Source organism: Roseibium sp. JB4-4 (assembly GCF_055693425.1).
Genome location: NZ_CM146333.1, coordinates 3,388,386 through 3,410,035 on the forward strand (window position 1 = coordinate 3,388,386; position 21,650 = coordinate 3,410,035).

Below are 21,650 nucleotides of genomic sequence, written 5' to 3' on the forward strand. Positions count from 1 at the left end.
AAATGGTCATGGAAGGTTCTCACACTGCGCTGCCGATGATCATGGCGGCGCCAAATGGTGCTCGCCGTACAAAAAGGGATCATCCGGCTTTGCCGGTAACAATTGCGGAAACCGTTGCAGCAGCCAAAAGCTGCTTTGAGGAAGGTGCCGGTGCAATTCACGCCCATGTCCGCGGACCGGACGGGACCCATGTTCTGGATGCCGGGCTCTACCGCGAGCTCTTCGCTGAAATGCGCTTCGCTGTCCCAAAGATGCAGGTGCAAGTCACGACAGAGGCGGCAGGGATCTATGACAACAAGGCCCAGCGCCAACTTGTTGATGACCTCAGGCCAAACTGGGTTTCGATCGCAGTGACGGAAATGGTCCCGCAAGAAGCCGATGCAGAGGTGCGTGCCTTCTATGAGCGAGCGCGTGGTAACGGCATAACCATCCAGCACATCCTTTACCGCACCGAAGACATGGTGCGGTTTTTCGAACTCGTAACTGACGGCGTCATTCCGGGTGAACAGCACCAGTTGCTGTTTGTTCTTGGCCGATATGCCGGCAATCAGGAAAGTGACCCATCAGATTTGGAACCTTACCTGAAAACGTTTGAAACGCACCCGGAGGGTCTGGAACTCGATTGGGCCGTATGTGCCTTTGGCCATAAGGAAACCGATTGTCTGGTCTCGGCAATCAGGAATGGTGGTAAGGCACGTATCGGACTTGAGAACGGACTTTGGAACCGCGACGGCCGTCTCGCAGCTGACAATGCGGATCGGGTTCGCGATCTCTTAAACGCTCTTGAGAATGAGCGCTGGTTCGAGCCGGAAAAACTCCGGCCCGAACTGACGAGACCTGAAGCTATCAGGTGACGTTGAACGCGGCGATCGCAGCCATGTTGACGATGTCGCTGTCTTTTGCGCCAATCGGCAAGATCTGGATTGGCTTGTCGAAACCAACCAGAAGAGGACCGATAACCGTGGCGCCGCCAAGCTCCTGAAGCATCTTTGTTGAAATCGAAGCGGAGTGGAACGCCGGCATGACCAGCACATTGGCCGGACCCGACAAGCGGCAGAATGGATAGGCCGCCATGCGTTCCATGTTGAGTGCGACATCCGCTGCCATGTCGCCGTCATATTCAAAATCGACACGGCGGCGGTCGAGGATCTTCACAGCCTCGATCACCTTTTCAGAGCGTTCGCCCCGCGGGTGACCGAAAGTCGAATAAGCGAGCATTGCCACTTTTGGCTCATATCCGAGCTTGCGGGCGACATGTGCCGCTTCTTCAGCGATATCGGCCAGTTCTTCGGAGTTTGGCATGTCGATCACCGCCGTATCGGCGATCAAAACCGTACGGCCGCGGACAAGCGCAAGCGACACACCGATCACCCGGTGACCCGGCTTCGGGTCAATTGTTGCCTTTACCGTATCGAGAGCAACGGAGTAATTCCGGGTGAGGCCGGTCACCATGGCATCCGCGTCGCCACGTGCCACCATAATTGCTCCCCAGTAGTTGCGGTCGTTATTGACCATGCGTTGGCAGTCGCGCAGCAAATAGCCTTTGCGCTGCAAGCGCCCGTAAAGATACTGGGCATAATCCGCATTCCGGTCGGAAAGACGGGCGTTCTGGATCGAAACGCCGGACTTGTTAAGGTCAATTCCGGCTTGTTCCGCGACGCTTTTGATCTCATCTTCGCGGCCGATAAGGATCGCTTCTCCAAGGCCCTGTGACACGAAACTGGCGGCCGCACGGATCACCGGCTCCTCTTCGCCTTCCGCAAATACAACACGTTTGGGCTGCTGGCGAACCTTCGTAAAGATGCGTTGCAACGTCCCGGCAACCGGATCGCGACGGGCGGAAAGCTGATGCTTATAGGCCTCCATGTCGACGATCGGGCGTCTGGCGACACCCGAATCCATCGCTGCCTGCGCAACAGCGGGCGGAATCGCATGAATGAGACGTGGATCGAAGGGGACGGGAATGATGTATTCGGGACCGAATTTCGGTCGGTTGCCGCGGTAGGCTGCTGCCACCTCGTCCGGCACTTCCTCGCGGGCAAGATCCGCCAACGCATTGGCGCAGGCTACCTTCATCTGATCGTTGATGGTCGTTGCGTGAACATCGAGCGCACCCCTGAAGATGTAAGGAAATCCGAGCACATTGTTGACCTGGTTCGGATAGTCGGAGCGGCCGGTCGCAACGATGGCATCGTCCCTGACAGCAGCAGCTTCTTCAGGCGTGATTTCCGGGTCCGGGTTGGCCATGGCGAAGATCACCGGATTGGGTGCCATGACCCTGAGCATGTCCGGGGTCAGCGCGCCCTTGACGGAAACACCGAAGAACACGTCGGCACCTTTCAGGGCATCGTAGAGCGAGCGTGCGTCCGTCTCGATGGCATGCGCCGATTTCCATTGGTTCATGCCTTCAGGGCGTCCCTTGTAGATGACACCTTTCGTGTCGCACAGGGTTACATTTTCATGCGGAATGCCCATGGCCTTGACGAGTTCTATGCAGGCGATGCCTGCGGCACCGGCGCCATTACAGACCACCTTGGTGTCCTTCATGTCGCGGCCCGTCAGATGCAGCGCATTGATGAGGCCCGCGGCGGCAATGATGGCCGTTCCATGCTGGTCATCATGGAATACCGGGATGTCCATCAATTCTCGCAGCCGCTGCTCGATGATGAAGCAGTCCGGCGCTTTGATGTCCTCAAGGTTGATGCCGCCAAAAGACGGACCGAGATAGCGGACTGAGTTGATGAACTCCTCGACTTCACCCGTATCCACTTCGAGATCGATGGAATCGACATCAGCGAAGCGCTTGAAGAGCACAGATTTGCCCTCCATCACGGGCTTTGAGGCCAGCGCGCCCAAATTGCCAAGCCCCAGAATGGCTGAACCATTTGAGATGACTGCGACCAGATTGCCCTTGGTGGTGTAGTCATAGGCCCGGCTCGGATCATCCGCGATAGCGAGCACCGGTACGGCCACGCCAGGGGAATAGGCTAGGGAAAGGTCACGTTGGGTTGCCATGGGCTTGGTCGGCGTGATTTCCAATTTTCCAGGCCGGCCTTCCTGATGGAATTGCAGCGCTTCCTGATCGGTGAAGCTGATGTTTGTTTTGGGCGACTTTTTTCAGCTGACATGACGCGGGCGGTTCCTCTCCGTGATGCGCGGGCACGCGTTTGCGGGTCGAAACTGACCCTTGGGCGGGTCTTGGACCTTATCCCCTGGAAAATGAAGCCTCAAGCCAAGATGCCTTACGCCCTTGGTGGAATGGGAGGCGAGGTTTGCTAGGTATCGGACATGAATGGGATGAGCGTACAAAAACCGGTTCAGGCTGACGGCAAAGTCACGCCAATGATGGCCCAGTTCCTGGAAATCAAGGCAGCCAATCCAGACAGCCTGCTGTTTTACCGGATGGGCGATTTCTACGAGCTTTTTTTCGAAGACGCCGAGATTGCTTCGGCCGCATTGGGCATTACGCTGACCAAACGCGGCAAGCACCAGGGCGACGACATTCCAATGTGCGGTGTCCCCGTACACGCCGCCGACGACTACCTGCAGAAGCTTATCGCCAAGGGATTCCGCGTCTCCGTATGCGAACAGACCGAGGACCCGGCCGAGGCCAAGAAACGAGGATCCAAATCCGTTGTCCGGCGCGACGTGGTTCGGCTGGTTACCCCGGGTACGCTGACCGAAGAACAGCTTCTTGATGCAGGTTCGAACAATTTCCTGATGGCCCTGACCCGGCTGAAGGGAGGATCACTGGAAGGGACCGCGGTCTATGGCCTTGCCTGGATCGATATGTCGACCGGTTCGTTCCAGGTATCGGAGACAGATCAGCTACGTCTTGCCGCCGACTTGGCTCAAGTTTCGCCTCGCGAACTGATCCTGGCAGACAATCTGCTGCAGGAAAGCGAGTTACGCCTTCTGGCCGAACAGGCTGGTGGTGCGCTGTCACCCGTGCCACGCGCCTTTTTCGACAGCTCGACCGCTGTGGATCGCCTCGCACACTATTTCGGGGTCAAGACGCTCGACGGATTTGGGACATTCACCCGCGCCGAGCTGTCGGCTGCTGCCGGGATCCTGTCCTATATTGAAAAGACCCAGTTGGGTGAACGGCCTCCGCTGGACCCTCCAATGCGCGAAGCAGGCGCTGGCCGCATGCTGATCGATCCGGCAACACGGGCCAATCTCGAATTGTCTCGCACGCTTTCAGGCGAAAAACAGGGCTCTCTGCTTGCGACTATCGACCGGACGGTTACGGGTAGCGGTTCCCGACTGCTTGCCAGCCGCCTGGCAGGTCCGCTGGTCAATGTCGATGCGATCCACCAACGCCACGACGCGGTCGAGCACTTTCTCGAAAACGAAATCATGCGAGAGGGACTGCGCCAGACGTTGAAAGGCGCCCCGGATATGGCAAGGGCGCTCTCACGCATTGCGCTCAACCGGGGCGGTCCCCGCGATATTCTTTCGGTGGCGCAAGGCTTGGCATCCGCACGTGCCGTTCTGGACCAAACCGCGCATTCGACGGACGACATTCCGGCCGAAATAGCTGCTGCCCGTACAAGTCTTGAAAATGCGCCGCATGAACTAGGTGCCGAGTTGGTTCGGGCGATCAAGGAAGATCCGCCCTTGTTGAAGCGGGACGGCGGCTTCATCGCGGCTGGCTACAATGCCGATCTTGACGAATTAAGGTCGCTGCGCGACGAAAGCCGCAAGGTGATCGCAAAGCTGCAGGCCGATTATTCAGAAGAACTCGGCCTTCGATCCCTCAAGATCAAACACAACAACGTGCTTGGCTGGTTCATCGAAGCACCTACGGCGCAAACCGAAAAGCTGACGGCAGACCCGGGCCGTTTCATTCACCGCCAAACCATGGCAGGTGCAATGCGCTTCACGACCACCGAGCTGGCGGACCTGGAATCCAAGATTGCCAGCGCTGGTGAACGTTCACTTGCCATTGAGTTCGACATTTTCGAACGGCTGGCGGCTGCAATTATCAATGCCGGTGAGGCGATCAAGGCGGCTGCGCACGGCCTTGGCATACTGGATGTCACGGCAGCGCTCGCAAAACTGGCCCAGGAAGAAAACTACGTTCGCCCATCGGTCGACAAGAGCCGGGCTTTCGATATCAGGGGCGGCCGACATCCGGTCGTTGAATTGGCCCTGAAAAAGTCCTCAGGTGACAGCTTTGTCGCCAACGATTCCAATCTTGGACCGGATCAGGACGAAGATATCGGCCATATCTGGCTGATCACTGGTCCGAACATGGCTGGTAAATCAACCTACCTGCGCCAGAATGCGCTGATCGCCGTTCTTGCCCAAATGGGCGCCTTTGTGCCGGCAACTGCTGCGCATATCGGTGTCGTCGACCGCCTGTTTTCGCGGGTTGGAGCCGCCGATGATCTTGCCAGAGGCAGATCGACCTTCATGGTGGAAATGGTTGAAACCGCAGCCATTCTCAATCAGGCCGGTGATCGCTCGCTGGTAATCCTGGACGAAATCGGGCGCGGCACAGCAACATTCGACGGATTGTCGATCGCGTGGGCGACAATTGAACACCTTCACGAGGTCAACAGGTCCCGTGCCCTATTTGCTACCCATTATCATGAGTTGACGGCGCTGTCGGCCAAACTCGAACGCCTGTCCAACTCAACGGTTTCGGTGAAGGAATGGAAGGGCGACGTCATATTCCTGCACGAAATCGTGCCTGGCGCAGCTGACAGGTCTTACGGGATTCAGGTCGCCAAACTTGCAGGACTGCCGGGGAAGGTGGTTGAAAGATCCAGGCAGGTGCTCAGCCAGCTGGAAGAGCAGGACAGGCGCTCACCTGCCGAAAGCCTGATCGATGAATTACCGCTCTTTGCCAGTATCACCACGCCCGCACCAACCTTAGCCGGGGGCTTTGCAGAAGAAGACCCGCTTGACGATGCCTTAAAGGAAATCGATCCGGACGACATGACACCGCGTGAAGCTCTTGAAGCTCTTTATCGGCTGAAGGCCTTGCGGGCGAACAAAGCGGCCGATTGAAGGCCGGTGCGGAAACAGGTGACGGGTCAAGCGAACTGAACTAATCTGTACAACCTTCGCAAGAACACCGTTCGTCCGGCCCTATTTCATGATTTCATTTCCACAGCTGCCCCGTCAGGTGGTGCTGATTCTACTGCTGCAGTTCACCAACAGCCTTGGTGTCTCATCCCTCATTCCCTTGATGAGCTTCTTTATTGTCGAGGGGCTCGGGTCGGAGCCTTGGCAAGTAGGGCTTTATACCGGCCTGCTCATGCCCATGACGCTTGCCGCCAACCGATGGGCTGGAGAACGGCTCGACCAGGGTTATCGGGTTAAACAGCTGTTGCTGATTTCCGTATGCGCCTTTGTTCTAGTGACGGCTCTCTTAACGCAAGTCACAAGCCTCATGATGCTGATCCTTCTCATCGCACCGCTCATGAGCCTGACCAATATGGGTGGCGGCACCATCTTCACATTTTGCCGCGTCTATTCGGAACGCGAAGGCCTCGACATCACGCGCATCAATTCGTGGCTTCGCATGACAGTTTCGCTCGCATGGATGATTGGCCCTGCTGTTTCATTCACGCTTGTCTCCCTGTTCGGGTTTTCGTCCGCGTTCATGGCCGCGTTTGTCGTATCACTTTTCTACCTGCTGCTTTGGGCAACCGTCGTGCCAAAGTCCTTCAGGTCGAAGCGAAAACCGAAATCCGAAGATCAGAATGATCCGATCAACTGGAAATTACTGGTCGCAGGGCTGATCTGTCTTGGATTTGTCATCACCAACTCGCTTTTCGTCTCTGCCATGCCATTGTTTTTTGTGCAGGAGACCGGCCTTCCAGGTGCGACCCCTGGCCTTTCCTTGTCGATCAAGTGCGTGGTCGAGATCTTTGTCATTTTCGGCTCCGTGCGCTTGGCCGAGCGGATTGGCACCAGACAGGTCCTGCTCCTGGCAGCCTGCCTGGCGGCAACCAGCATGGTCCTGTTCGCACAGGTCACAGAGATCTGGCACGTCATCATAGTTTCAGTGCTTGAAGGCACGTACTATGGCTTGTTTGCCGGTATTTCGATCACCTTCGTCCAGAGCTTTGCACCGGATCGACCAGGCCGCGCGACAGCTGTCTACATGAACAGCCTGTTCCTGGGCGGCATGATTGGCAGCGTTTCCATGGGGTTCATCGCGAGCGCAGGAGATTTCAGGACCGTGCTCTATGTTGCTGCCGGAAGCGCTATGCTCGCGCTATTGGTGCTGATCGCAACGCTCAAGGTTCAGCCCGCTCCTGTCGAAGAACACAACTGAAAAAGTCGTCAGACACCACCTGATCTGGCGACGCTCAATGCATTGGCCATCGCACCGGCAAAACTGGTTCGGTCATCCGGATTGAGAAAATTTCCGAGGTCGACTGTCTCTCCGCGGCTGTTCAACTGGATTTTGACCACACCCTCGTCTTCAATCCTGTCAACACTCAGCCGCACCCAGAACGGATTGAAACGATATTCCTGGTAGCGGCTGCCCGGACCAACTTTACGGATCGCAATTTCGTTGCGCGAAACAACAACCTCTTCAAAAGCGCGTGCCGAGCGGTAGTTCATGCGGAACGCAAACCAGAGAATGGCAATATCAAGACCGAAAAATCCGAATACAGGCCAAGCACCTATCCGCCAGAACAAAACACCCGCCACGAAGCAGACAAGGCCAAAGACGATCATCAAGATCATGAATCCTTTGGGGCCCAGTGACCGATGAGGGGTAAGCACGGCGGTGAAAAACGGCCGATCCATCTCCTCAAAATCCGCGTCGCCGTCGGTTTTCGGATTGTTCTCGCTCATAGTGCGAGATTATAGAGAGGTTATGACGCAAGCAAAGAGTTCAAGCGCCCGAAAAAGTGGCAGCAAGGCAGCCAAGACGGCGAAGCAAAGCAAAAAGTCGCCTTCGGTTGACAACCCAGGCAAGGTCTTGAAGCGTTCCCGCTATACCAAAGCGGAGACCTTCGCGATCTTCAAGCGGTTCCACACCGACAATCCTGAACCCCAGGGAGAACTGGATTACGTCAATGTCTATACGCTGCTTGTCGCCGTCGTGCTGTCTGCACAGGCGACGGATGTCGGCGTCAATCGGGCAACGAAGAACCTGTTTCAGATCGCCGATACGCCTGAAAAGATGGTCGCGCTCGGAGAGGACAAAGTTCGCGAAGAGATCCGAACAATCGGTCTTTACAAAAACAAGGCGAAAAACGTCATACTTCTGTCGCAGCAATTGATCCGTGACCATGGCGGCAACGTTCCTGAAGATCGCGAAGCTCTGGAAATGCTTCCAGGTGTTGGACGTAAAACCGCGAATGTCGTTTTGAACATCTTCTTTGGGCATCCTACCATTGCGGTCGATACGCATCTGTTTCGCTTAGGCAACCGGATCGGGCTGGCACCCGGCAAGACCCCTCTTGATGTTGAAAAGGCCATGGAAAAGGCAGTGCCGGAGGAGTTCGCGCTGCACGCACATCATTGGCTGATCCTGCATGGTCGATACATCTGCAAGGCACGCAAACCCGAATGCCGACGATGCGTCATCTACGATCTGTGCAAGAGCCCGGAGAAGGAAGAATTCGATTCCATACCGGAAATCGCCGTACGCACCCGTGCCTTGGCCGAAAAGGATGGTCGCTCTTGAAATTTCCCGTTGGTTCCCTGCCAAAATGTGACAGGCTAAATTTCAGATTGCCGTCGCTGGACGATGCCGTCTTTTATCTGCAGCTAATGAAAGATCCTGATTACATCCGCTTCATTGCTGACAACGGTATCACTTCTGAAGAAAAAGCCAGGGAGTACATCAAAGACAAACCTCTGGCACGATTTGCGCAATTCAATGTGGGGCTCTGGGTTGTCGAACTGAAAGAAACCGGTCAAGCGACCGGCGTCTGCGGGTTGGTAGTGCGCGACGAATTGGAATACCCGGATCTCGGGTACGCCTTTCTGGAAGAATTCAGAGGAAGAGGGATTGCACGGGAAGCGGCAAGGGCCGTTCTTGAACACTCGTACCTGGACCTGAAGCTCGAGAAGCTCTGTGCGATCACGGCACCAGACAACAAGAGGTCCGCCGATCTCTTGAAAAAGATCGGCTTCAAGGCTCAAGGCCAACGCTTGTTGAATGAAATTGGCGAGACGTCCGACTATTTTATCTTTGAGCTTGGAAGCGTCCCGACGAACGTTTCCTAATCAGCGCTTTTCGCGCACGCGCACCACGACTTCGACGCGCACAACTTCCATGCCTTCCGGGGCAATCGGCAGCTTGTCGATACCGACGCCTTCTCCTGGAATATCGATCACCCGATTTTCGCCTTCGATAAAGAAGTGATGATGGTCGGAGGTGTTGGTGTCGAAGTAAGTCTTGTTGCCGTCAATCGCGACTTCTCGCAGGAGCCCGGCTTCAGTGAATTGGTGCAGCGTGTTGTAAACGGTCGCCAACGACACCGGAACATCCGCGGCAACAGCTTCTTCATGAAGCAACTCCGCAGAAATGTGCCTGTCTCCTCGGGAGTAGAGAAGTTCCGCTAGGGAGACACGTTGACGCGTTGGCCGCAATCCGGCACTTCGCAGCATGTCGGTGACATTTTTACCGGCAGTTACGCTTGCGATATGTGTCGTCATTCCCATCCGGTCCAAGTCTAAAACTTTGTTTTCAAACGACTTTCAGGTATTCTTTCGACGAGATACCAACAGCCGTTTCCCTCAGTATTGGCCTATATCTGCCATTTCTTGTACCTAATATGCAAGTTTTAAACGCCAAGGCACCTTATCCCGAGATCGATTTATCTGTTTGTGACAGCACGAAATCATGCCAACCCGCTAGAAAAAACAAAGTCATTTGGCTCAACTGACATCTTTCAGTCATGGTTCCCCTGTGTTAGGAAGGCGCCTCAAATAAACGAAAAATGACTCAATCCCGCCTCAGGGAGCCCGGGGCAGGAAACAAAAAGACGGATCTTGAATGACCGAGCGCCGCTCCAGCTACGACTATGAAGCTCTTCTCGCCTGCGGCCGCGGCGAGCTGTTTGGCCCGGGCAATGCCCAACTACCTCTTCCGCCAATGCTGATGTTCGACCGGATCACGGAAATTTCCGAAACCGGCGGCGAGTTCGACAAGGGTTTTGCCCGCGCCGAATTCGATATCAAGCCTGATCTGTGGTTCTTTCCCTGTCACTTTCAGGGCAACCCGGTAATGCCAGGCTGCCTTGGCCTTGATGCCCTTTGGCAGCTGACCGGTTTCTGCCTCGGCTGGCTCGGCCTGGAAGGCAAGGGCATGGCGCTTTCTACCGGCGAAATCAAATTCAAAGGCATGGTCACTCCGGACGTGAAGCTGGTTGAATACGGCATCGATTTCAAACGCATCATGAAAGGCCGCCTGGTTCTTGGTATTGCCGATGGCTGGCTCAAGGCCGACGGGCAGCAGATCTACAAGGCCACCGATCTACGTGTGGGTCTGGCCAAGACCTAACGCCAGTCCACATGGACTTCATTTGTAGCCGGTGCTTCTTTGTTGTTGGGAGCGCCGGTTTCCGCATTATGTATAGGCATAAGACCCGGTCTCATTCGACTTAGTACCGGCAGTGTCAAAGGAAAGTAGGAGACCGCAATGAGACGCGTTGTCGTCACCGGCATCGGTATCGTGTCATCCATCGGATCGAACGCACAAGAAGTGCTGGCAAGTCTGCGGGAAGGCAAATCCGGTATCAGTTTTGCTCCAGATTATGCGGAGCATGGCTTCCGGAGCCAGGTTCACGGCATGCCCGATGTCGATATTCCGTCCCTCATCGACAAGCGCCAGCTTCGTTTTATGGGCGACGGTGCGGCCTACAACTACATTTCCATGGAACAGGCGATTGCCGACAGCGGACTTGAGGAAAAGGACGTTTCCAACAACCGCACAGGTCTGATCATGGGCTCCGGTGGTCCGTCCACCAAGAACCTGTTTCAGGCTCATCAGATCGTTCTGGAAAAAGGTGCCCCCAAACGCATGGGTCCCTTCATGGTGACCCGTGGCATGAGTTCGACGAACTCGGCGTGTCTGGCGACGCCTTTCAAGATCAAGGGCATCAACTATTCCATCACGTCGGCCTGTTCGACCTCAGCACACTGTATCGGTGCTGCCACCGAACAGATCCAGTTCGGCAAACAGGATGTGATGTTTGCAGGCGGCGGCGAAGAACTCGACTGGACCCTTTCCTGTCTGTTCGACGCCATGGGCGCCATGTCTTCAAAATATAACGATACTCCGCAAACCGCAGCGCGGGCATACGACTCGACCCGCGACGGTTTCGTTATCGCTGGTGGCGGCGGTGTCGTGGTGCTTGAAGAGCTCGAGCACGCGAAAGCGCGCGGCGCGAAAATCTACGCCGAAGTCACCGGATATGCCGCCAACTCCGACGGCTACGATATGGTGGCACCGTCCGGTGAAGGCGGTGAGCGCTGCATGCGTCTTGCTATCGAAACCCTCGGTGATCGCAAGGTGGACTACGTCAACACCCACGGCACATCAACGCCGGTAGGTGATGTGGGCGAAATCGAAGCGATTCGCCGGGTCTTCGGAGAAATCCAGCCACCGGCTTCGTCCACAAAGTCGCTGACGGGCCACAGCCTTGGCGCAACCGGCGTTCAAGAGGCTATCTACTGCCTGCTCATGCTGCAGAATGATTTCATGACTGCATCCGCGAACATCACAGAACTCGACCCTGCCATTAAACCCGAAGAAATTGTCACCGAGCGGGTCGACAATGCCGGCCTTGATACCGTGCTTTCCAACAGCTTCGGTTTCGGCGGAACCAACGCGTCGCTTGCCCTGTCGCGCTATCACGGCTGAGGAGAACTGAATGTCTGAATTGATGAAGGGCAAGCGCGGCCTTGTGATGGGCGTTGCCAACGATCACTCAATTGCCTGGGGGATCGCCAAAGCACTCGCCGATCACGGTGCGGAACTTGCCTTTACCTATCAAGGCGAGGCGTTCGGGCGACGGACGAAGCCTCTTGCTGAATCGGTCGGCTCCAACATTCTGCTGCCTTGCGACGTTGAAGACATCGATTCCGTCGATTCCGTCTTCAACACGTTGAAGGAAGAATGGGGCAGCATCGATTTTCTGGTCCATGCCATTGCCTTTTCCGACAAGACGGAGTTGCGCGGAAAATACGCCGATACGACGCGGGACAATTTTACCCGCACCATGTTGATTTCCTGCTTCTCTTTCACGGAGATCGCCAAACGCGCGGCCGCCCTCATGACGGACGGGGGATCCATGATCACCCTGACTTATGGCGGTTCGACCAAGGTCATGCCGAACTACAATGTCATGGGCGTTGCCAAAGCTGCTCTGGAATCTTCAGTGCGCTATCTGGCGGTTGACTATGGCGAACAGGACATTCGCGTCAACGCCATTTCGGCCGGCCCGGTCCGGACACTGGCCGGCTCCGGCGTGTCCGATGCCCGTTTGATGTTCAATTTCCAGAAACGAAACTCGCCGCTGTGCCGGACGGTTTCTCTGGATGAGATCGGTGGCACGGGTCTCTACTTACTGTCGGACCTTTCCGGCGGTGTGACCGGTGAAGTTCATTTTGTCGACAGCGGCTACAACATCATGTCCATGCCGCGTCTTGACGAATTGAAAGCTCAGGAAACCAAGACTGACTGAGTTTCGCTGACATCTAACGAAAAGGCGGCCGAATGGCCGCCTTTTTTATTTGGTCTATGACGTTTTCGGCTCGATTGCTCAACACATGCTGGAGCGATCAATCCTCGATCAGCTCATCCGGATAGACACCAAACAGCCGGGTCTGGTCGAGCCAGCCTTCATAGTTCGTACCATTCACCTTGCACCATCCGCCAGCACATTGGTCAACGGATGTCAGCACAAAGGGCTCGAGCTCAGCGACAATCACGGCATCCGATCGCGACCGGTTGCGAAGCGGCGTGCGGTCATTTTTCTCCCAGGGAGTGATCAGGGCCGTGCGACGGCCGGAAAGCAAAGACTTGAACACCCAGCCCTGCTTGCCTTCCCAATCGCGGATCCGGCGCCAGTTTTCAAATTCCTGAATGATCTCGACGGGCAAGCCCGATTGCACAAAAGTCCAGGCAACAGCGTGTTCACGCGACGGACCAAGCCGTACATTCACCCTGTCTGACTTCAAGCTTACAAAGCGTGGAAGCGGCAATCCCGTCGTCCCGTTGCTCGTGTCCTGGGCCTTTGCGGGCACGGTCGCGACCGACAACCCGGTAAAAAGGATCATCAAGCACACAAGGAGGCGGGTACCTTTAGTCAAACGAGCCATATCGTCCGGTTGTCCAATTGTTTTAGATCATTGCTTTGAGGCAAATCTGTACCGAAATTCGCATGCGAAAACCAGCGGGTCAGATTTGGCCTTTGGGCAATACATGTCGATTGAAACCGATCCCTTGTTTCTGCCGGACCATCTGGTATGGAAAAGGGAGTGGTCTCCTCCGCGTGCGCACTGCGCAGCGTTAAGGTGAAACCGTTGTGGTTAACAAAGCCTCAACGAAGCGCGAAAGGCAGTTGGTATGGCGAAAAAGAAGCCTGTCGTTGTTGTGACCCGGAAGCTCCCGGACGTCGTTGAAACGCGGATGCGGGAGCTGTTTGAAACCCGACTTAACGAAAATGACAGGCCTTTTAGTCAGGCAGAGCTCGTGGAGGCTGTCAGAACTGCGGATGTTCTTGTTCCGACGGTGACGGACCGAATCGATTCTTCCGTTTTGTCGCAAGCAGGCGAGAATCTAAAACTGATCGCCAACTTCGGAAACGGTGTCGACAATATCGACGTCGTCACCGCCAACAATCGCGGCATCAATGTCACCAATACGCCCGGTGTTCTGACCGAGGACACAGCTGACATGACCATGGCGCTGATCTTGTCGGTGCCGCGGCGTCTTGCCACAGGCATCAAGGCGATCGAAGGCAGCGACTGGGCTGGATGGTCACCGACGTGGATGCTGGGACACCGGATTTGGGGCAAACGACTTGGAATCATCGGCATGGGCCGCATCGGTCAGGCCGTTGCGCGCCGCGCCAAGGCATTCGGGATGTCCATACATTATCACAACCGCCGCCGCGTTGCCGAAGACATCGAGGAGGAGCTGGAAGCGACTTACTGGGAAAGCCTGGACCAGATGCTGGCGCGTATGGATGTGGTCTCCATCCACTGTCCACATACGCCGGGCACCTTCCACCTGCTGTCAGCACGCCGTCTGAAACTGCTGAAGAACGATGCTTATGTCGTCAACACAGCGCGCGGCGAGGTCATTGACGAAAATGCTCTTATCCGGTTGCTGGAGGCAGGTGAACTTGCCGGAGCCGGCCTAGATGTGTTCGAGCACGAACCCGCGGTCAATCCAAAGCTGGTCAAACTCGAAAACGTGGTCCTATTGCCGCATATGGGTTCAGCAACCATTGAAGGCCGGATTGAGATGGGCGAAAAAGTCATCATCAACATCAAGACCTTCATGGATGGTCATCGGCCGCCGGACCGGGTTCTGCCCTCCATGCTTTGAACCAAAAACAAAGGCTGGATCTTGCCGCAATCAGGGCCCGAGTTTCAGATCCCCAATGCGCTACTTTGGTTGAACCGTCGTGAAGACGGTAGCAATTGGCTGCGTTCGCTTCCGGATCTTTTGGCGGCAGCACAAAGCAGCTTCGATCTGGAGCTGAGCGAGCCGCCGTTTTCCGGTGGCAACGTTTCCTATGTGCTGCCCGCGAAAAAAGACAACAATGATGTTGTCCTGAAAATCGCCTTTATCGACCGAGAGTCCCGCCATGAAGCCGACGCGCTGAAGCTTTGGAACGGCAATGGAGCGGTGAAGCTGCTGGCGCACAACGCAGAGCTCGGTGCCTTGGTGCTGGAGCGATGCAGTCCCGGTGCCCTTCTTGCCGGCACACCTGGCATCGACCAGATAGGTGTGCTTTCTGGGTTGCTGCAAAAACTTCTCGTTCCGGCAAATACCCCTTTCACACCACTTGCCCGGGAAGCGGAAATCTGGGCAGAGGCGATGCATTCGGACTGGCTCAAAGCGGGAAAACCATGCGAAAAGCGCCTCGTCGATGTTGCGGTCGATGCGCTAAAATCGCTCTCTCAGGACGACACCGAAACAGTCCTGCTTCATCAGGACCTGCACGGACACAACATTCTCTCCGCAGACCGAGAAGCCTGGTTGGCTATCGATCCGAAACCTCTGAGCGGCGACCCCGCCTTTTGCCTTAGCCCGATCGTGCGCAGCTTTGAATTCGGCCACACGAAAGAGGCGGCGCTTCATCGTCTGGACCGGCTATCTGCAGATCTCGGCCTGGACCGCGAACGCGCCCGTTTCTGGACCATCGGCCAGACCATGGCCTGGGCCTTTAGCAGCGACCACGCCTACAGGCACTTCGATACGACGAGATGGCTGTTGGCGTCTTGATCCCGAAGCTATCAAGCATTTCTTTTTGCACCTCAATCAGGCTTTGGAGGCGGTGGGGGAACAATCAGAACTTGGGATCGTTTCGCAGATCCGGCTTATGAAGCTGGCAGCGTATCAGGTGACGGAGTTGCAGTTGAAAGATCCGTTCTGCCCGGTTCAGACTAACCGTTGTATTTCCGCCAAATCGCTTCGTCGCCCATACCTTGCACGAAATTCTTGTGAGCCTCGTGTTCGCTGTTGGCCAGAAAGGAACCGAGCGGCGCTGGCCGTGGCCTGGCGTTGAAGCTTCCGAGTTCGCCGATTTCAAGCGAGGGTCCACTTGAGGCGCTTGCCCCTTCCTCCGGCATCAGACCGAGAGCCGTCTGCCGTCCACCGATCAACTCAAGATAGACTTCAGCGAGAATTTCCGCATCGAGCAGCGCGCCGTGCTTCACGCGTTTGGAGTTATCTATGCCATAGCGTGAGCAGAGCGCATCGAGAGAGTTTGGTCCTGTCGGGTGTTTGCGCCTTGCTATTTCAAGCGTATCGATCACCTGCGCATTTGGGATCGGCTTTCTGCCGATCTGCGCCAGCTCATGGTTGATGAAGCCCATATCAAAAGCGGCGTTGTGAATGACGAGTGTCGCATCTCCGACAAATTCCAGAAACGCATCAGCAACCTGCTTGAACAGCGGCTTATCTGAAAGAAATTCTTCGGACAGGCCATGAACTCGAAAGGCCTCTTCCGGCATGTCCCGTTCAGGATTGATGTAAACGTGGTAGGAATTTCCTGTCGGGATGTGGTTGATGAGTTCAACCCCGCCAATTTCCACCAGGCGGTCGCCACCGCGGGGGTTAAGACCCGTCGTTTCCGTATCAAAAGAAATTTCGCGCATTTGTTAAGCCTTTGCCTCTTCGATTCACTGTGCAGGTTGACGTTCTAGAGGCAAGGCGAAGGTGATGTTTTCCACGTTGTTCAATCTCTGGAACATCCGAACGCCAGAATTCACGCAGAAAGTGGCGACTGAAAGGAAATCAAAAATGCCGATTGGCCGTTCAATTGCTGGTTTTTTTGTGCTCGACACTTTCTGGTCCAGTGCAATTGCCGGTGGATGGCAAACCGACAAGGGTCCAGATTGCATCTTGATCGACAAGCAGCAACGGAAAGTGGGCAAATGTCATTTGAACCATGGATCCGCCATGGGGATTTCCACCCTAGTCTTTACCTGGGGTGACGGGATCAGGACAACTCTTCGTCAACAGAATGGCGAAGCAAGACTGAATGGTGTCCCGGTCACGCAAATCCAAGTAAACGGTAAAAATTCAATAAAATCAACAAATCGCTACAGGACTTGGTCTTCTGAAACTGTGTTTTGTGCTCGAGTTTTAGGATTGTACTGACGCTGTTTACTGGCAGGCCGCCAGTGCCCTCAAAATTGCTCTGACCTGTCGTCGGGCCAGTTCCATGCCTAGCCCGGTATCAATCAGAAAATGTGCCCGTCTGCGTTTTTCGCCATCCGGCATTTGGCGTTCGAGAATTGCCTGAAACCGATCTTTGGTCATATCGGCGCGAGCCAGAACCCGCTGTTTCTGAATGTCGGCGTCTGCGGTAACCACAACAGCTATATCCACGCGGTTTTCGCCTGCCGTTTCAAAAAGTAGGGGAATGTCCATCACGACAATGCGGCGCCGAGCAAGACGAGCCGCAGTAAGAAAGGCCTCTTCTTCCTTTCGAACAAGTGGGTGCACGATCGCTTCAAGTCGTTTCATTACCTCCGGTTTGCCCAGAACGTGCGGCGAGAGCCGTTTCCGGTCGACCCGCCCATCAACAACAGTTCCGGGAAACGCAGCTTCGATAAGCGGAGCGGCCCGCCCCGCATAGAGCGCATGAACAGTGGCGTCAGCATCGTGAACCGGAACACCGGCAGCTGCGAACATGTTCGCAGTCGTTGATTTTCCCATGCCAATGGAGCCGGTCAATCCGATCTTGATCACCCGGCTACTCCGAGATCTTCAAGTATGATGGCACGTAATGTGTCGTCGACTTCCGGCCGAACCCCAAACCAACGTTCGAAACCCGGAACAGCCTGATGCAACAGCATTCCCAGACCGTCGACGGTCGGATTGCCGCGCTCCGCGGCTCTTTTCAGCAGGCTGGTTTGCAAAGGAACATAGACAATGTCGGTCACAAGCGCTGACGTCGGCAATGGCTTTAAGTCGATTTCAAGCGGCGGCTTACCTGCCATGCCCAAAGACGTCGTGTTGACCAGAAGATCTGTTTTTCCAAGCAATGTCCCCAGGCTGTTCAAGTCATGCGCTGTTGTTTTGGAACCAAATTCACCCGCAATTACCTTGGCTTTTTCCAGAGTTCTGTTGACGATATGCACACGTGTGAAATTTCGAGACAGAAGTGCCCAGACAATGGCTCTGGCGGCTCCGCCTGCACCCAATACAACGGCCGATTCACGTGAAACGTCCCAGCCAGGCGCCAATTGGTCCAAATTTCCGAGGAACCCCAATCCATCGGTGTTCGCTCCACAAAGCCGCCCGTTCGCATCAAGCCACAATGTGTTTGCCGCTCCCATCGATTGAGCTGCCTCATCCAACCAGTCGCAAGCTCTTGCTGCAACTTCCTTGTGCGGCACCGTTACGTTTGCGCCAACCAGACCGGAAGCGGCAAAATCACCGAAGAAGGCTTCCGCGGATTCTGGCGCAACATCGATCCGGTCATAAGAACCGGCAAGCCCGTGCTTCTTCAACCAGTATCCATGCACAAGGGGAGATCGTGAATGGGCTACAGGATGTCCTGTCACTGCCGACTTTCTGACTTTTTCATTCATTTTTCAATAACTTGCAATTCTCTCAGCTGCTCAAGAAGCGGCAACAACGGCAATCCGAGAATGGTAAAGTAGTCACCTTCGATCTTCTCAAACAATTGCACGCCAAGTCCTTCGAGCTGGTAAGCCCCGACACTGGACAGAACTGTATCGCCAGCATTTGCAAGATAGTGCCCCACAAATGCCGGACTGAGCTGGCGCATCGTCAGACGCGCCGTAGATACGCTTCGCCAGATCGCCTCGCCGTTTTTGGACAGGACGACTGCCGAATGAAGTTTATGGGTTTTGCCCGAGAATTCCAGAAGCTGACGCCGAGCCGCTTCCATATCTTCCGGTTTGGTTCGACGCTGGCCTTCAAAGGCCAGGATCTGATCAGCGCCGATTACGAGGTCGCCAGAACGGCGAGAGCTGACATTTTCCGCTTTGGCCTCGGCAAGCACGGCTGCCAGGTCTTCAGGCGGAAAATCAGCTTTCAGCAGGGGTGTTTCGACTGCCCGCTCATCGACATCGGACGGATCGACTTCGATCGTCAGTCCCGCATTTTCCAGAAGCTGCGCGCGGATGCTGCTTCCGCTTGCCAAAACAAGTCTCATCAGTCCCTCTTGAGTGTTTTTTTGATTTATACATTTTGTGCATCGGTCTGATCTGCTTTGAAGTCTCTGAAAAGACTCAGGATTTCAGCAGCCGTCTCTTCAACGGACCGGCGGGTGACATCGATCAGAGGCCAGCTCTGCTCCGAACAGAGCCGCCGCGTCATCGTGATTTCCTGCGAGATTTCCTTCCGGTCGACGTAGGTATCATTATAACCCTCTGAATTTAATGATAAAACTCGATTTCGTCGGATCTGCTGGATACGTTCAGCAGATGCGATCAATCCTACGATCATCGGTTTTTCCAGTTTTTTGACATGGTCCGGCAATGGAATTCCTGGAACCAGCGGCACATTGGCAGCCTTGATACCCCGGTTCGCAAGGTAAATGCATGTCGGGGTTTTGGAGGTGCGGGAAATACCGAGCAAAACGATATCGGCAGATTCCAGATCATCCCAAATCTGCCCATCGTCATGCATCATCGTATAATTGATAGCTTCCATACGCTTGAAATATTCTGCATCCAGTTCGTGTTGACCACCGATCCGGTGTGTCTGCGTGACGTTCAGATAAGACTGAAACACCGCAAAAACGGGATCGAGGATATTTACGAACGGTGCGCCGAGTTCGCGGCACTTCTGTTCAAGCCGATTGGCAATCTCTTCATCCACCAATGTGTAGAGAACGATACCCGGGGCCTTTTCGATTTCGCTGATAACGCGATCCAGTTGTTTTTGCGACCTTACCAGAGGGTAGACATGCTCTATTTCCTGGACGTTTTCGTATTGAACCGTTGCGGCACGCGCTACGGTCATCAGCGTTTCGCCGGTGGAGTCGGACACAAGATGCAGATGGAAGTAGTGTCTCGACTTATTCACGGTGTCATCCCCAGGGCTGTTGATCGATTGGGAGTCATTCATGCTTCCCAGTGCCTAGCATGAAGTTTATGCCCGCTCAGCAGGATTTATTAACAATGCTTAAACGCGCGGGAACTGAAACCGAAACGGTTATTGATGGAAGTGGATTCACACAGGTGCTGTGACATATCGACAGATTGTCCACCAGTGCCCAATTTCTTAACGAAAGGTAAACAAACTGACAAGTGACTGTAATTGTGCAGGTAATCCTGTTATCGACTCCTGGGGAGAGATTCAGCTGCACAGGCGATCTGATTTTTCCCGGATAGAATTTGGTGCGCAAGGATTGTGGATAGAAAATGATCCCGGTAATCCACGCACAAATAAAAAAACAGATTCAAAATAAGAATCTTATTTGATTTGAAATGTGGGAAAGGCCAAGCGTATGAAATCCCAAGACAGAGCCGTGATGCGGGTTCTTGCAGGAGAAAAATCTGGCCGCCTCCCGTCTGGATGATGAGACAGGCAGGACGTTACCTTCCCGAGTACAGGAAGGTCAGAGCCCAGGCCAAAAACTTCCTCGATTTCTGCTACTCTCCGGATCTTGCAACTGAAGTCACTCTTCAGCCGATACGCCGATATGGTTTTGATGCAAGCATTCTGTTTTCGGACATCTTCGTCGTACCGGATGCGATCGGGTATCCAGTCCGTTTTGAAGAAGGAAGAGGTCCCGTACTCGAACCTCTCTCATCGGATCTTCTTGATCGCCTGGAGCAGGAAAAGGCTGAGGATCACCTTAAACCGGTCATAGAGACGGTTTCCCGCCTCAGGGCGGATCTGCCTGACGAAACCACCCTGCTGGGCTTCTGTGGCGCTCCCTGGACGGTGGCGTGCTATTCCGTTGCGGGTCACACCACTCAGGATCAGGTTGCTGCCCGTGTCGGGGCTTATAGAGATCCAGATTTGATGCAGCGTTTCATCGATCAGTTGGTCGAAGCTTCAATCAGTTATCTTATTCGTCAACTCGATGCGGGCGCGGATGCCGTTCAAATATTCGATACATGGGCTGGCGTGCTGGACGAAGCAGGTTTCAAGCGTTGGTCGATTGAACCGACAAAACAGATTGTCGACGGCGTGCGTGCGGTTCGGCCGAGTGCGAAGATCATAGGGTTCCCGAAAGCTTCATCGGCACGGATGATGGCTTACATCGATGGTACAGGTGTCGATGCTGTTGGATTTGACTGGACCGCGCCGGACCAGGTGGCACTTGACGTTCAAAGACGTGTTCCGATCCAGGGAAATCTCGATCCCATGCGTTTGGTTGCGGGCGGAAGGGCCCTCGAGGAAGGTGTTGCGCATGTCTTGTCTACTTTTGACAAGGGCCCTCTGATTTTCAATCTCGGGCATGGCGTGACCCCAGATGCGGATCCGGAAAATGTGGCGCGGATGGTCGAGCTGGTGCGCAAGGGTTAGTCAATGGATATTTTTCTCTGGGTTAAATCCTTACATGTCATTTCGATCATCGCTTGGATGGCCGGCATGCTCTATCTGCCGCGGCTTTTTGTCTATCATGTCGATGCGGAGATCGGTTCTGTTCAGTCAGAGACATTCAAGGTCATGGAACGCAGGCTTTACAAGGCGATTATCGGCCCTGCTATGGGTGCGTCCTGGGTATTCGGCCTCTGGGCGGCGTATGAAATACAGGCCTGGCAGGACGGCTGGTTTCACGCGAAACTGACACTTGTTATCGCGATGTCCGCGATGCACGGTTATCTTGGTGGCTGTGTGAGGAAATTCGCAAATGACGAGAACACAAAATCGGCCCGTTTCTATCGACTTCTCAATGAAGTCCCTACGGTTTTGATGATCGGGATAGTCATTCTTGTGATTGTGAAACCATTCTGATGGTTGCCGAATTCTAGTAGCGAACGGCGGCCCGGAA

The 21,650-nt window shown here is 54.8% G+C and carries 21 protein-coding genes and 1 pseudogene; 13 read left to right on the forward strand and 9 right to left on the reverse strand.

All coding sequences use genetic code 11. The features are described from left to right. Positions 1-8: 8 nt before the first annotated feature. Positions 9-854 (forward strand): beta-keto acid cleavage family enzyme, encoded by an 846-nt coding sequence (locus ACZ1HV_RS15850; protein ID WP_472715707.1) that lies wholly within the window; start codon positions 9-11, stop codon positions 852-854. On the opposite strand, the gene ACZ1HV_RS15855 is transcribed toward ACZ1HV_RS15850, so the two are convergent. Beyond that, positions 847-3,096 (reverse strand): NADP-dependent malic enzyme, encoded by a 2,250-nt coding sequence (locus ACZ1HV_RS15855; RefSeq protein ID WP_472718460.1) that lies wholly within the window; start codon positions 3,094-3,096, stop codon positions 847-849. The two genes, ACZ1HV_RS15850 and ACZ1HV_RS15855, sit on opposite strands and share 8 nt — an antisense overlap. A 192-nt stretch (positions 3,097-3,288) precedes the next feature. On the opposite strand from ACZ1HV_RS15855, the gene mutS reads away from it, so the two are divergent. Next, positions 3,289-6,018, forward strand: a complete 2,730-nt coding sequence (mutS, locus tag ACZ1HV_RS15860) for a DNA mismatch repair protein MutS (RefSeq protein ID WP_472715708.1) — start codon at positions 3,289-3,291, stop codon at positions 6,016-6,018. 88 nt (positions 6,019-6,106) lie between these two features. Continuing rightward, on the forward strand, positions 6,107-7,294 hold the full coding sequence (locus ACZ1HV_RS15865) for an MFS transporter (RefSeq protein ID WP_298964365.1): 1,188 nt from the start codon (positions 6,107-6,109) through the stop codon (positions 7,292-7,294). A gap of 8 nt (positions 7,295-7,302) precedes the next feature. Here the strand turns inward: ACZ1HV_RS15865 and ACZ1HV_RS15870 are convergent, their stop codons facing one another. Next, positions 7,303-7,824 carry a DUF2244 domain-containing protein gene (locus ACZ1HV_RS15870; RefSeq protein WP_298816573.1) on the reverse strand — a complete coding sequence of 174 codons (522 nt, stop codon included), beginning with the start codon at positions 7,822-7,824 and terminating at the stop codon, positions 7,303-7,305. A 22-nt stretch (positions 7,825-7,846) separates the two neighbouring features. On the opposite strand from ACZ1HV_RS15870, the gene nth reads away from it, so the two are divergent. Together nth and ACZ1HV_RS15880 are read left to right on the forward strand one after the other, a co-directional pair. Further along, on the forward strand, positions 7,847-8,662 hold the full coding sequence (gene nth / locus ACZ1HV_RS15875; protein ID WP_472715709.1) for an endonuclease III: 816 nt from the start codon (positions 7,847-7,849) through the stop codon (positions 8,660-8,662). Next, entirely contained in the window at positions 8,659-9,207 is a 549-nt protein-coding gene (locus ACZ1HV_RS15880) for a GNAT family N-acetyltransferase (protein WP_472715710.1), read from the forward strand. Before nth ends, ACZ1HV_RS15880 begins: the two co-directional genes overlap by 4 nt. On the opposite strand, the gene irrA is transcribed toward ACZ1HV_RS15880, so the two are convergent. Then, the gene (irrA, locus tag ACZ1HV_RS15885) at positions 9,208-9,639 is read right to left on the reverse strand and encodes an iron response transcriptional regulator IrrA (RefSeq protein ID WP_298816579.1); all 432 of its coding nucleotides are present in this window, start codon (positions 9,637-9,639) and stop codon (positions 9,208-9,210) included. It abuts the gene before it with no gap. A gap of 340 nt (positions 9,640-9,979) precedes the next feature. Between irrA and fabA the strand changes: the two genes are divergently transcribed. The 3 genes from fabA (at position 9,980) to fabI (ending at position 12,671) form a co-directional block, all read left to right on the forward strand. Next, positions 9,980-10,486, forward strand: a complete 507-nt coding sequence (fabA, locus tag ACZ1HV_RS15890) for a 3-hydroxyacyl-[acyl-carrier-protein] dehydratase FabA (RefSeq protein ID WP_152499150.1) — start codon at positions 9,980-9,982, stop codon at positions 10,484-10,486. A gap of 138 nt (positions 10,487-10,624) precedes the next feature. Beyond that, positions 10,625-11,848: a beta-ketoacyl-ACP synthase I gene (fabB, locus tag ACZ1HV_RS15895; protein ID WP_472715711.1), complete on the forward strand. Its 1,224-nt coding sequence runs from the start codon at positions 10,625-10,627 to the stop codon at positions 11,846-11,848. Positions 11,849-11,858: 10 nt separating this feature from the next. After that, positions 11,859-12,671 (forward strand): enoyl-ACP reductase FabI, encoded by an 813-nt coding sequence (fabI, locus tag ACZ1HV_RS15900; protein WP_152499152.1) that lies wholly within the window; start codon positions 11,859-11,861, stop codon positions 12,669-12,671. Positions 12,672-12,768: 97 nt separating this feature from the next. Here the strand turns inward: fabI and ACZ1HV_RS15905 are convergent, their stop codons facing one another. Then, entirely contained in the window at positions 12,769-13,308 is a 540-nt protein-coding gene (locus ACZ1HV_RS15905; protein ID WP_472715712.1) for an SH3 domain-containing protein, read from the reverse strand. A 247-nt stretch (positions 13,309-13,555) separates the two neighbouring features. On the opposite strand from ACZ1HV_RS15905, the gene ACZ1HV_RS15910 reads away from it, so the two are divergent. Continuing rightward, complete coding sequence (locus ACZ1HV_RS15910) at positions 13,556-14,542, forward strand: 2-hydroxyacid dehydrogenase (RefSeq protein WP_152499154.1); 987 nt, start codon at positions 13,556-13,558, stop codon at positions 14,540-14,542. Positions 14,543-14,563: 21 nt separating this feature from the next. Beyond that, on the forward strand, positions 14,564-15,445 hold the full coding sequence (locus ACZ1HV_RS15915) for an aminoglycoside phosphotransferase family protein (protein WP_472715713.1): 882 nt from the start codon (positions 14,564-14,566) through the stop codon (positions 15,443-15,445). Between the two features lie 161 nt (positions 15,446-15,606). Here the strand turns inward: ACZ1HV_RS15915 and dnaQ are convergent, their stop codons facing one another. Beyond that, a complete protein-coding gene (gene dnaQ / locus ACZ1HV_RS15920; protein WP_472715714.1) occupies positions 15,607-16,320 on the reverse strand; it encodes a DNA polymerase III subunit epsilon in 714 nt (237 codons plus the stop codon). Between the two features lie 64 nt (positions 16,321-16,384). Between dnaQ and ACZ1HV_RS15925 the strand changes: the two genes are divergently transcribed. Next, complete coding sequence (locus ACZ1HV_RS15925) at positions 16,385-16,825, forward strand: hypothetical protein (RefSeq protein WP_472715715.1); 441 nt, start codon at positions 16,385-16,387, stop codon at positions 16,823-16,825. Positions 16,826-16,831: 6 nt separating this feature from the next. On the opposite strand, the gene coaE is transcribed toward ACZ1HV_RS15925, so the two are convergent. Genes coaE through ACZ1HV_RS15945 form a run of 4 tightly spaced genes read right to left on the reverse strand, consistent with a single transcriptional unit; the run spans position 16,832 to position 19,771 of the window. After that, a complete protein-coding gene (gene coaE, locus ACZ1HV_RS15930) occupies positions 16,832-17,419 on the reverse strand; it encodes a dephospho-CoA kinase (RefSeq protein WP_472715716.1) in 588 nt (195 codons plus the stop codon). Continuing rightward, positions 17,416-18,264, reverse strand: a complete 849-nt coding sequence (locus tag ACZ1HV_RS15935) for a shikimate dehydrogenase (RefSeq protein ID WP_472715717.1) — start codon at positions 18,262-18,264, stop codon at positions 17,416-17,418. The genes coaE and ACZ1HV_RS15935 overlap by 4 nt, the downstream gene beginning before the upstream one ends. Beyond that, positions 18,261-18,854, reverse strand: coding sequence for a Maf-like protein (locus ACZ1HV_RS15940; protein WP_472715718.1), 594 nt, complete (start codon positions 18,852-18,854; stop codon positions 18,261-18,263). Before ACZ1HV_RS15940 ends, ACZ1HV_RS15935 begins: the two co-directional genes overlap by 4 nt. 26 nt (positions 18,855-18,880) lie before the next feature. Further along, entirely contained in the window at positions 18,881-19,771 is an 891-nt protein-coding gene (locus ACZ1HV_RS15945; RefSeq protein WP_472715719.1) for a pyruvate, water dikinase regulatory protein, read from the reverse strand. 382 nt (positions 19,772-20,153) lie between these two features. Between ACZ1HV_RS15945 and hemE the strand changes: the two are divergent. Both hemE and hemJ read left to right on the forward strand, forming a co-directional pair. Continuing rightward, positions 20,154-21,181: pseudogene (gene hemE, locus ACZ1HV_RS15950) on the forward strand (uroporphyrinogen decarboxylase). Between the two features lie 3 nt (positions 21,182-21,184). Beyond that, positions 21,185-21,613: a protoporphyrinogen oxidase HemJ gene (hemJ, locus tag ACZ1HV_RS15955; RefSeq protein ID WP_298816606.1), complete on the forward strand. Its 429-nt coding sequence runs from the start codon at positions 21,185-21,187 to the stop codon at positions 21,611-21,613. The last annotated feature ends 37 nt before the right edge of the window (positions 21,614-21,650 follow it).

Bases quoted from the DNA above. Each gene is read 5' to 3' on its own strand.
- ACZ1HV_RS15850 (WP_472715707.1), top strand. From the start codon at position 9: ATGGAAGGTTCTCACACTGCGCTGCCGATGATCATGGCGGCGCCAAAT.
- mutS (WP_472715708.1), top strand. From the start codon at position 3,289: ATGAATGGGATGAGCGTACAAAAACCGGTTCAGGCTGACGGCAAAGTC.
- ACZ1HV_RS15865 (WP_298964365.1), top strand. From the start codon at position 6,107: ATGATTTCATTTCCACAGCTGCCCCGTCAGGTGGTGCTGATTCTACTG.
- ACZ1HV_RS15870 (WP_298816573.1), bottom strand. From the start codon at position 7,824: ATGAGCGAGAACAATCCGAAAACCGACGGCGACGCGGATTTTGAGGAG.
- nth (WP_472715709.1), top strand. From the start codon at position 7,847: ATGACGCAAGCAAAGAGTTCAAGCGCCCGAAAAAGTGGCAGCAAGGCA.
- irrA (WP_298816579.1), bottom strand. From the start codon at position 9,639: ATGACGACACATATCGCAAGCGTAACTGCCGGTAAAAATGTCACCGAC.
- fabA (WP_152499150.1), top strand. From the start codon at position 9,980: ATGACCGAGCGCCGCTCCAGCTACGACTATGAAGCTCTTCTCGCCTGC.
- fabB (WP_472715711.1), top strand. From the start codon at position 10,625: ATGAGACGCGTTGTCGTCACCGGCATCGGTATCGTGTCATCCATCGGA.
- fabI (WP_152499152.1), top strand. From the start codon at position 11,859: ATGTCTGAATTGATGAAGGGCAAGCGCGGCCTTGTGATGGGCGTTGCC.
- ACZ1HV_RS15905 (WP_472715712.1), bottom strand. From the start codon at position 13,308: ATGGCTCGTTTGACTAAAGGTACCCGCCTCCTTGTGTGCTTGATGATC.
- ACZ1HV_RS15910 (WP_152499154.1), top strand. From the start codon at position 13,556: ATGGCGAAAAAGAAGCCTGTCGTTGTTGTGACCCGGAAGCTCCCGGAC.
- dnaQ (WP_472715714.1), bottom strand. From the start codon at position 16,320: ATGCGCGAAATTTCTTTTGATACGGAAACGACGGGTCTTAACCCCCGC.
- ACZ1HV_RS15925 (WP_472715715.1), top strand. From the start codon at position 16,385: ATGTTTTCCACGTTGTTCAATCTCTGGAACATCCGAACGCCAGAATTC.
- ACZ1HV_RS15935 (WP_472715717.1), bottom strand. From the start codon at position 18,264: ATGAATGAAAAAGTCAGAAAGTCGGCAGTGACAGGACATCCTGTAGCC.
- ACZ1HV_RS15940 (WP_472715718.1), bottom strand. From the start codon at position 18,854: ATGAGACTTGTTTTGGCAAGCGGAAGCAGCATCCGCGCGCAGCTTCTG.
- ACZ1HV_RS15945 (WP_472715719.1), bottom strand. From the start codon at position 19,771: ATGAATGACTCCCAATCGATCAACAGCCCTGGGGATGACACCGTGAAT.
- hemJ (WP_298816606.1), top strand. From the start codon at position 21,185: ATGGATATTTTTCTCTGGGTTAAATCCTTACATGTCATTTCGATCATC.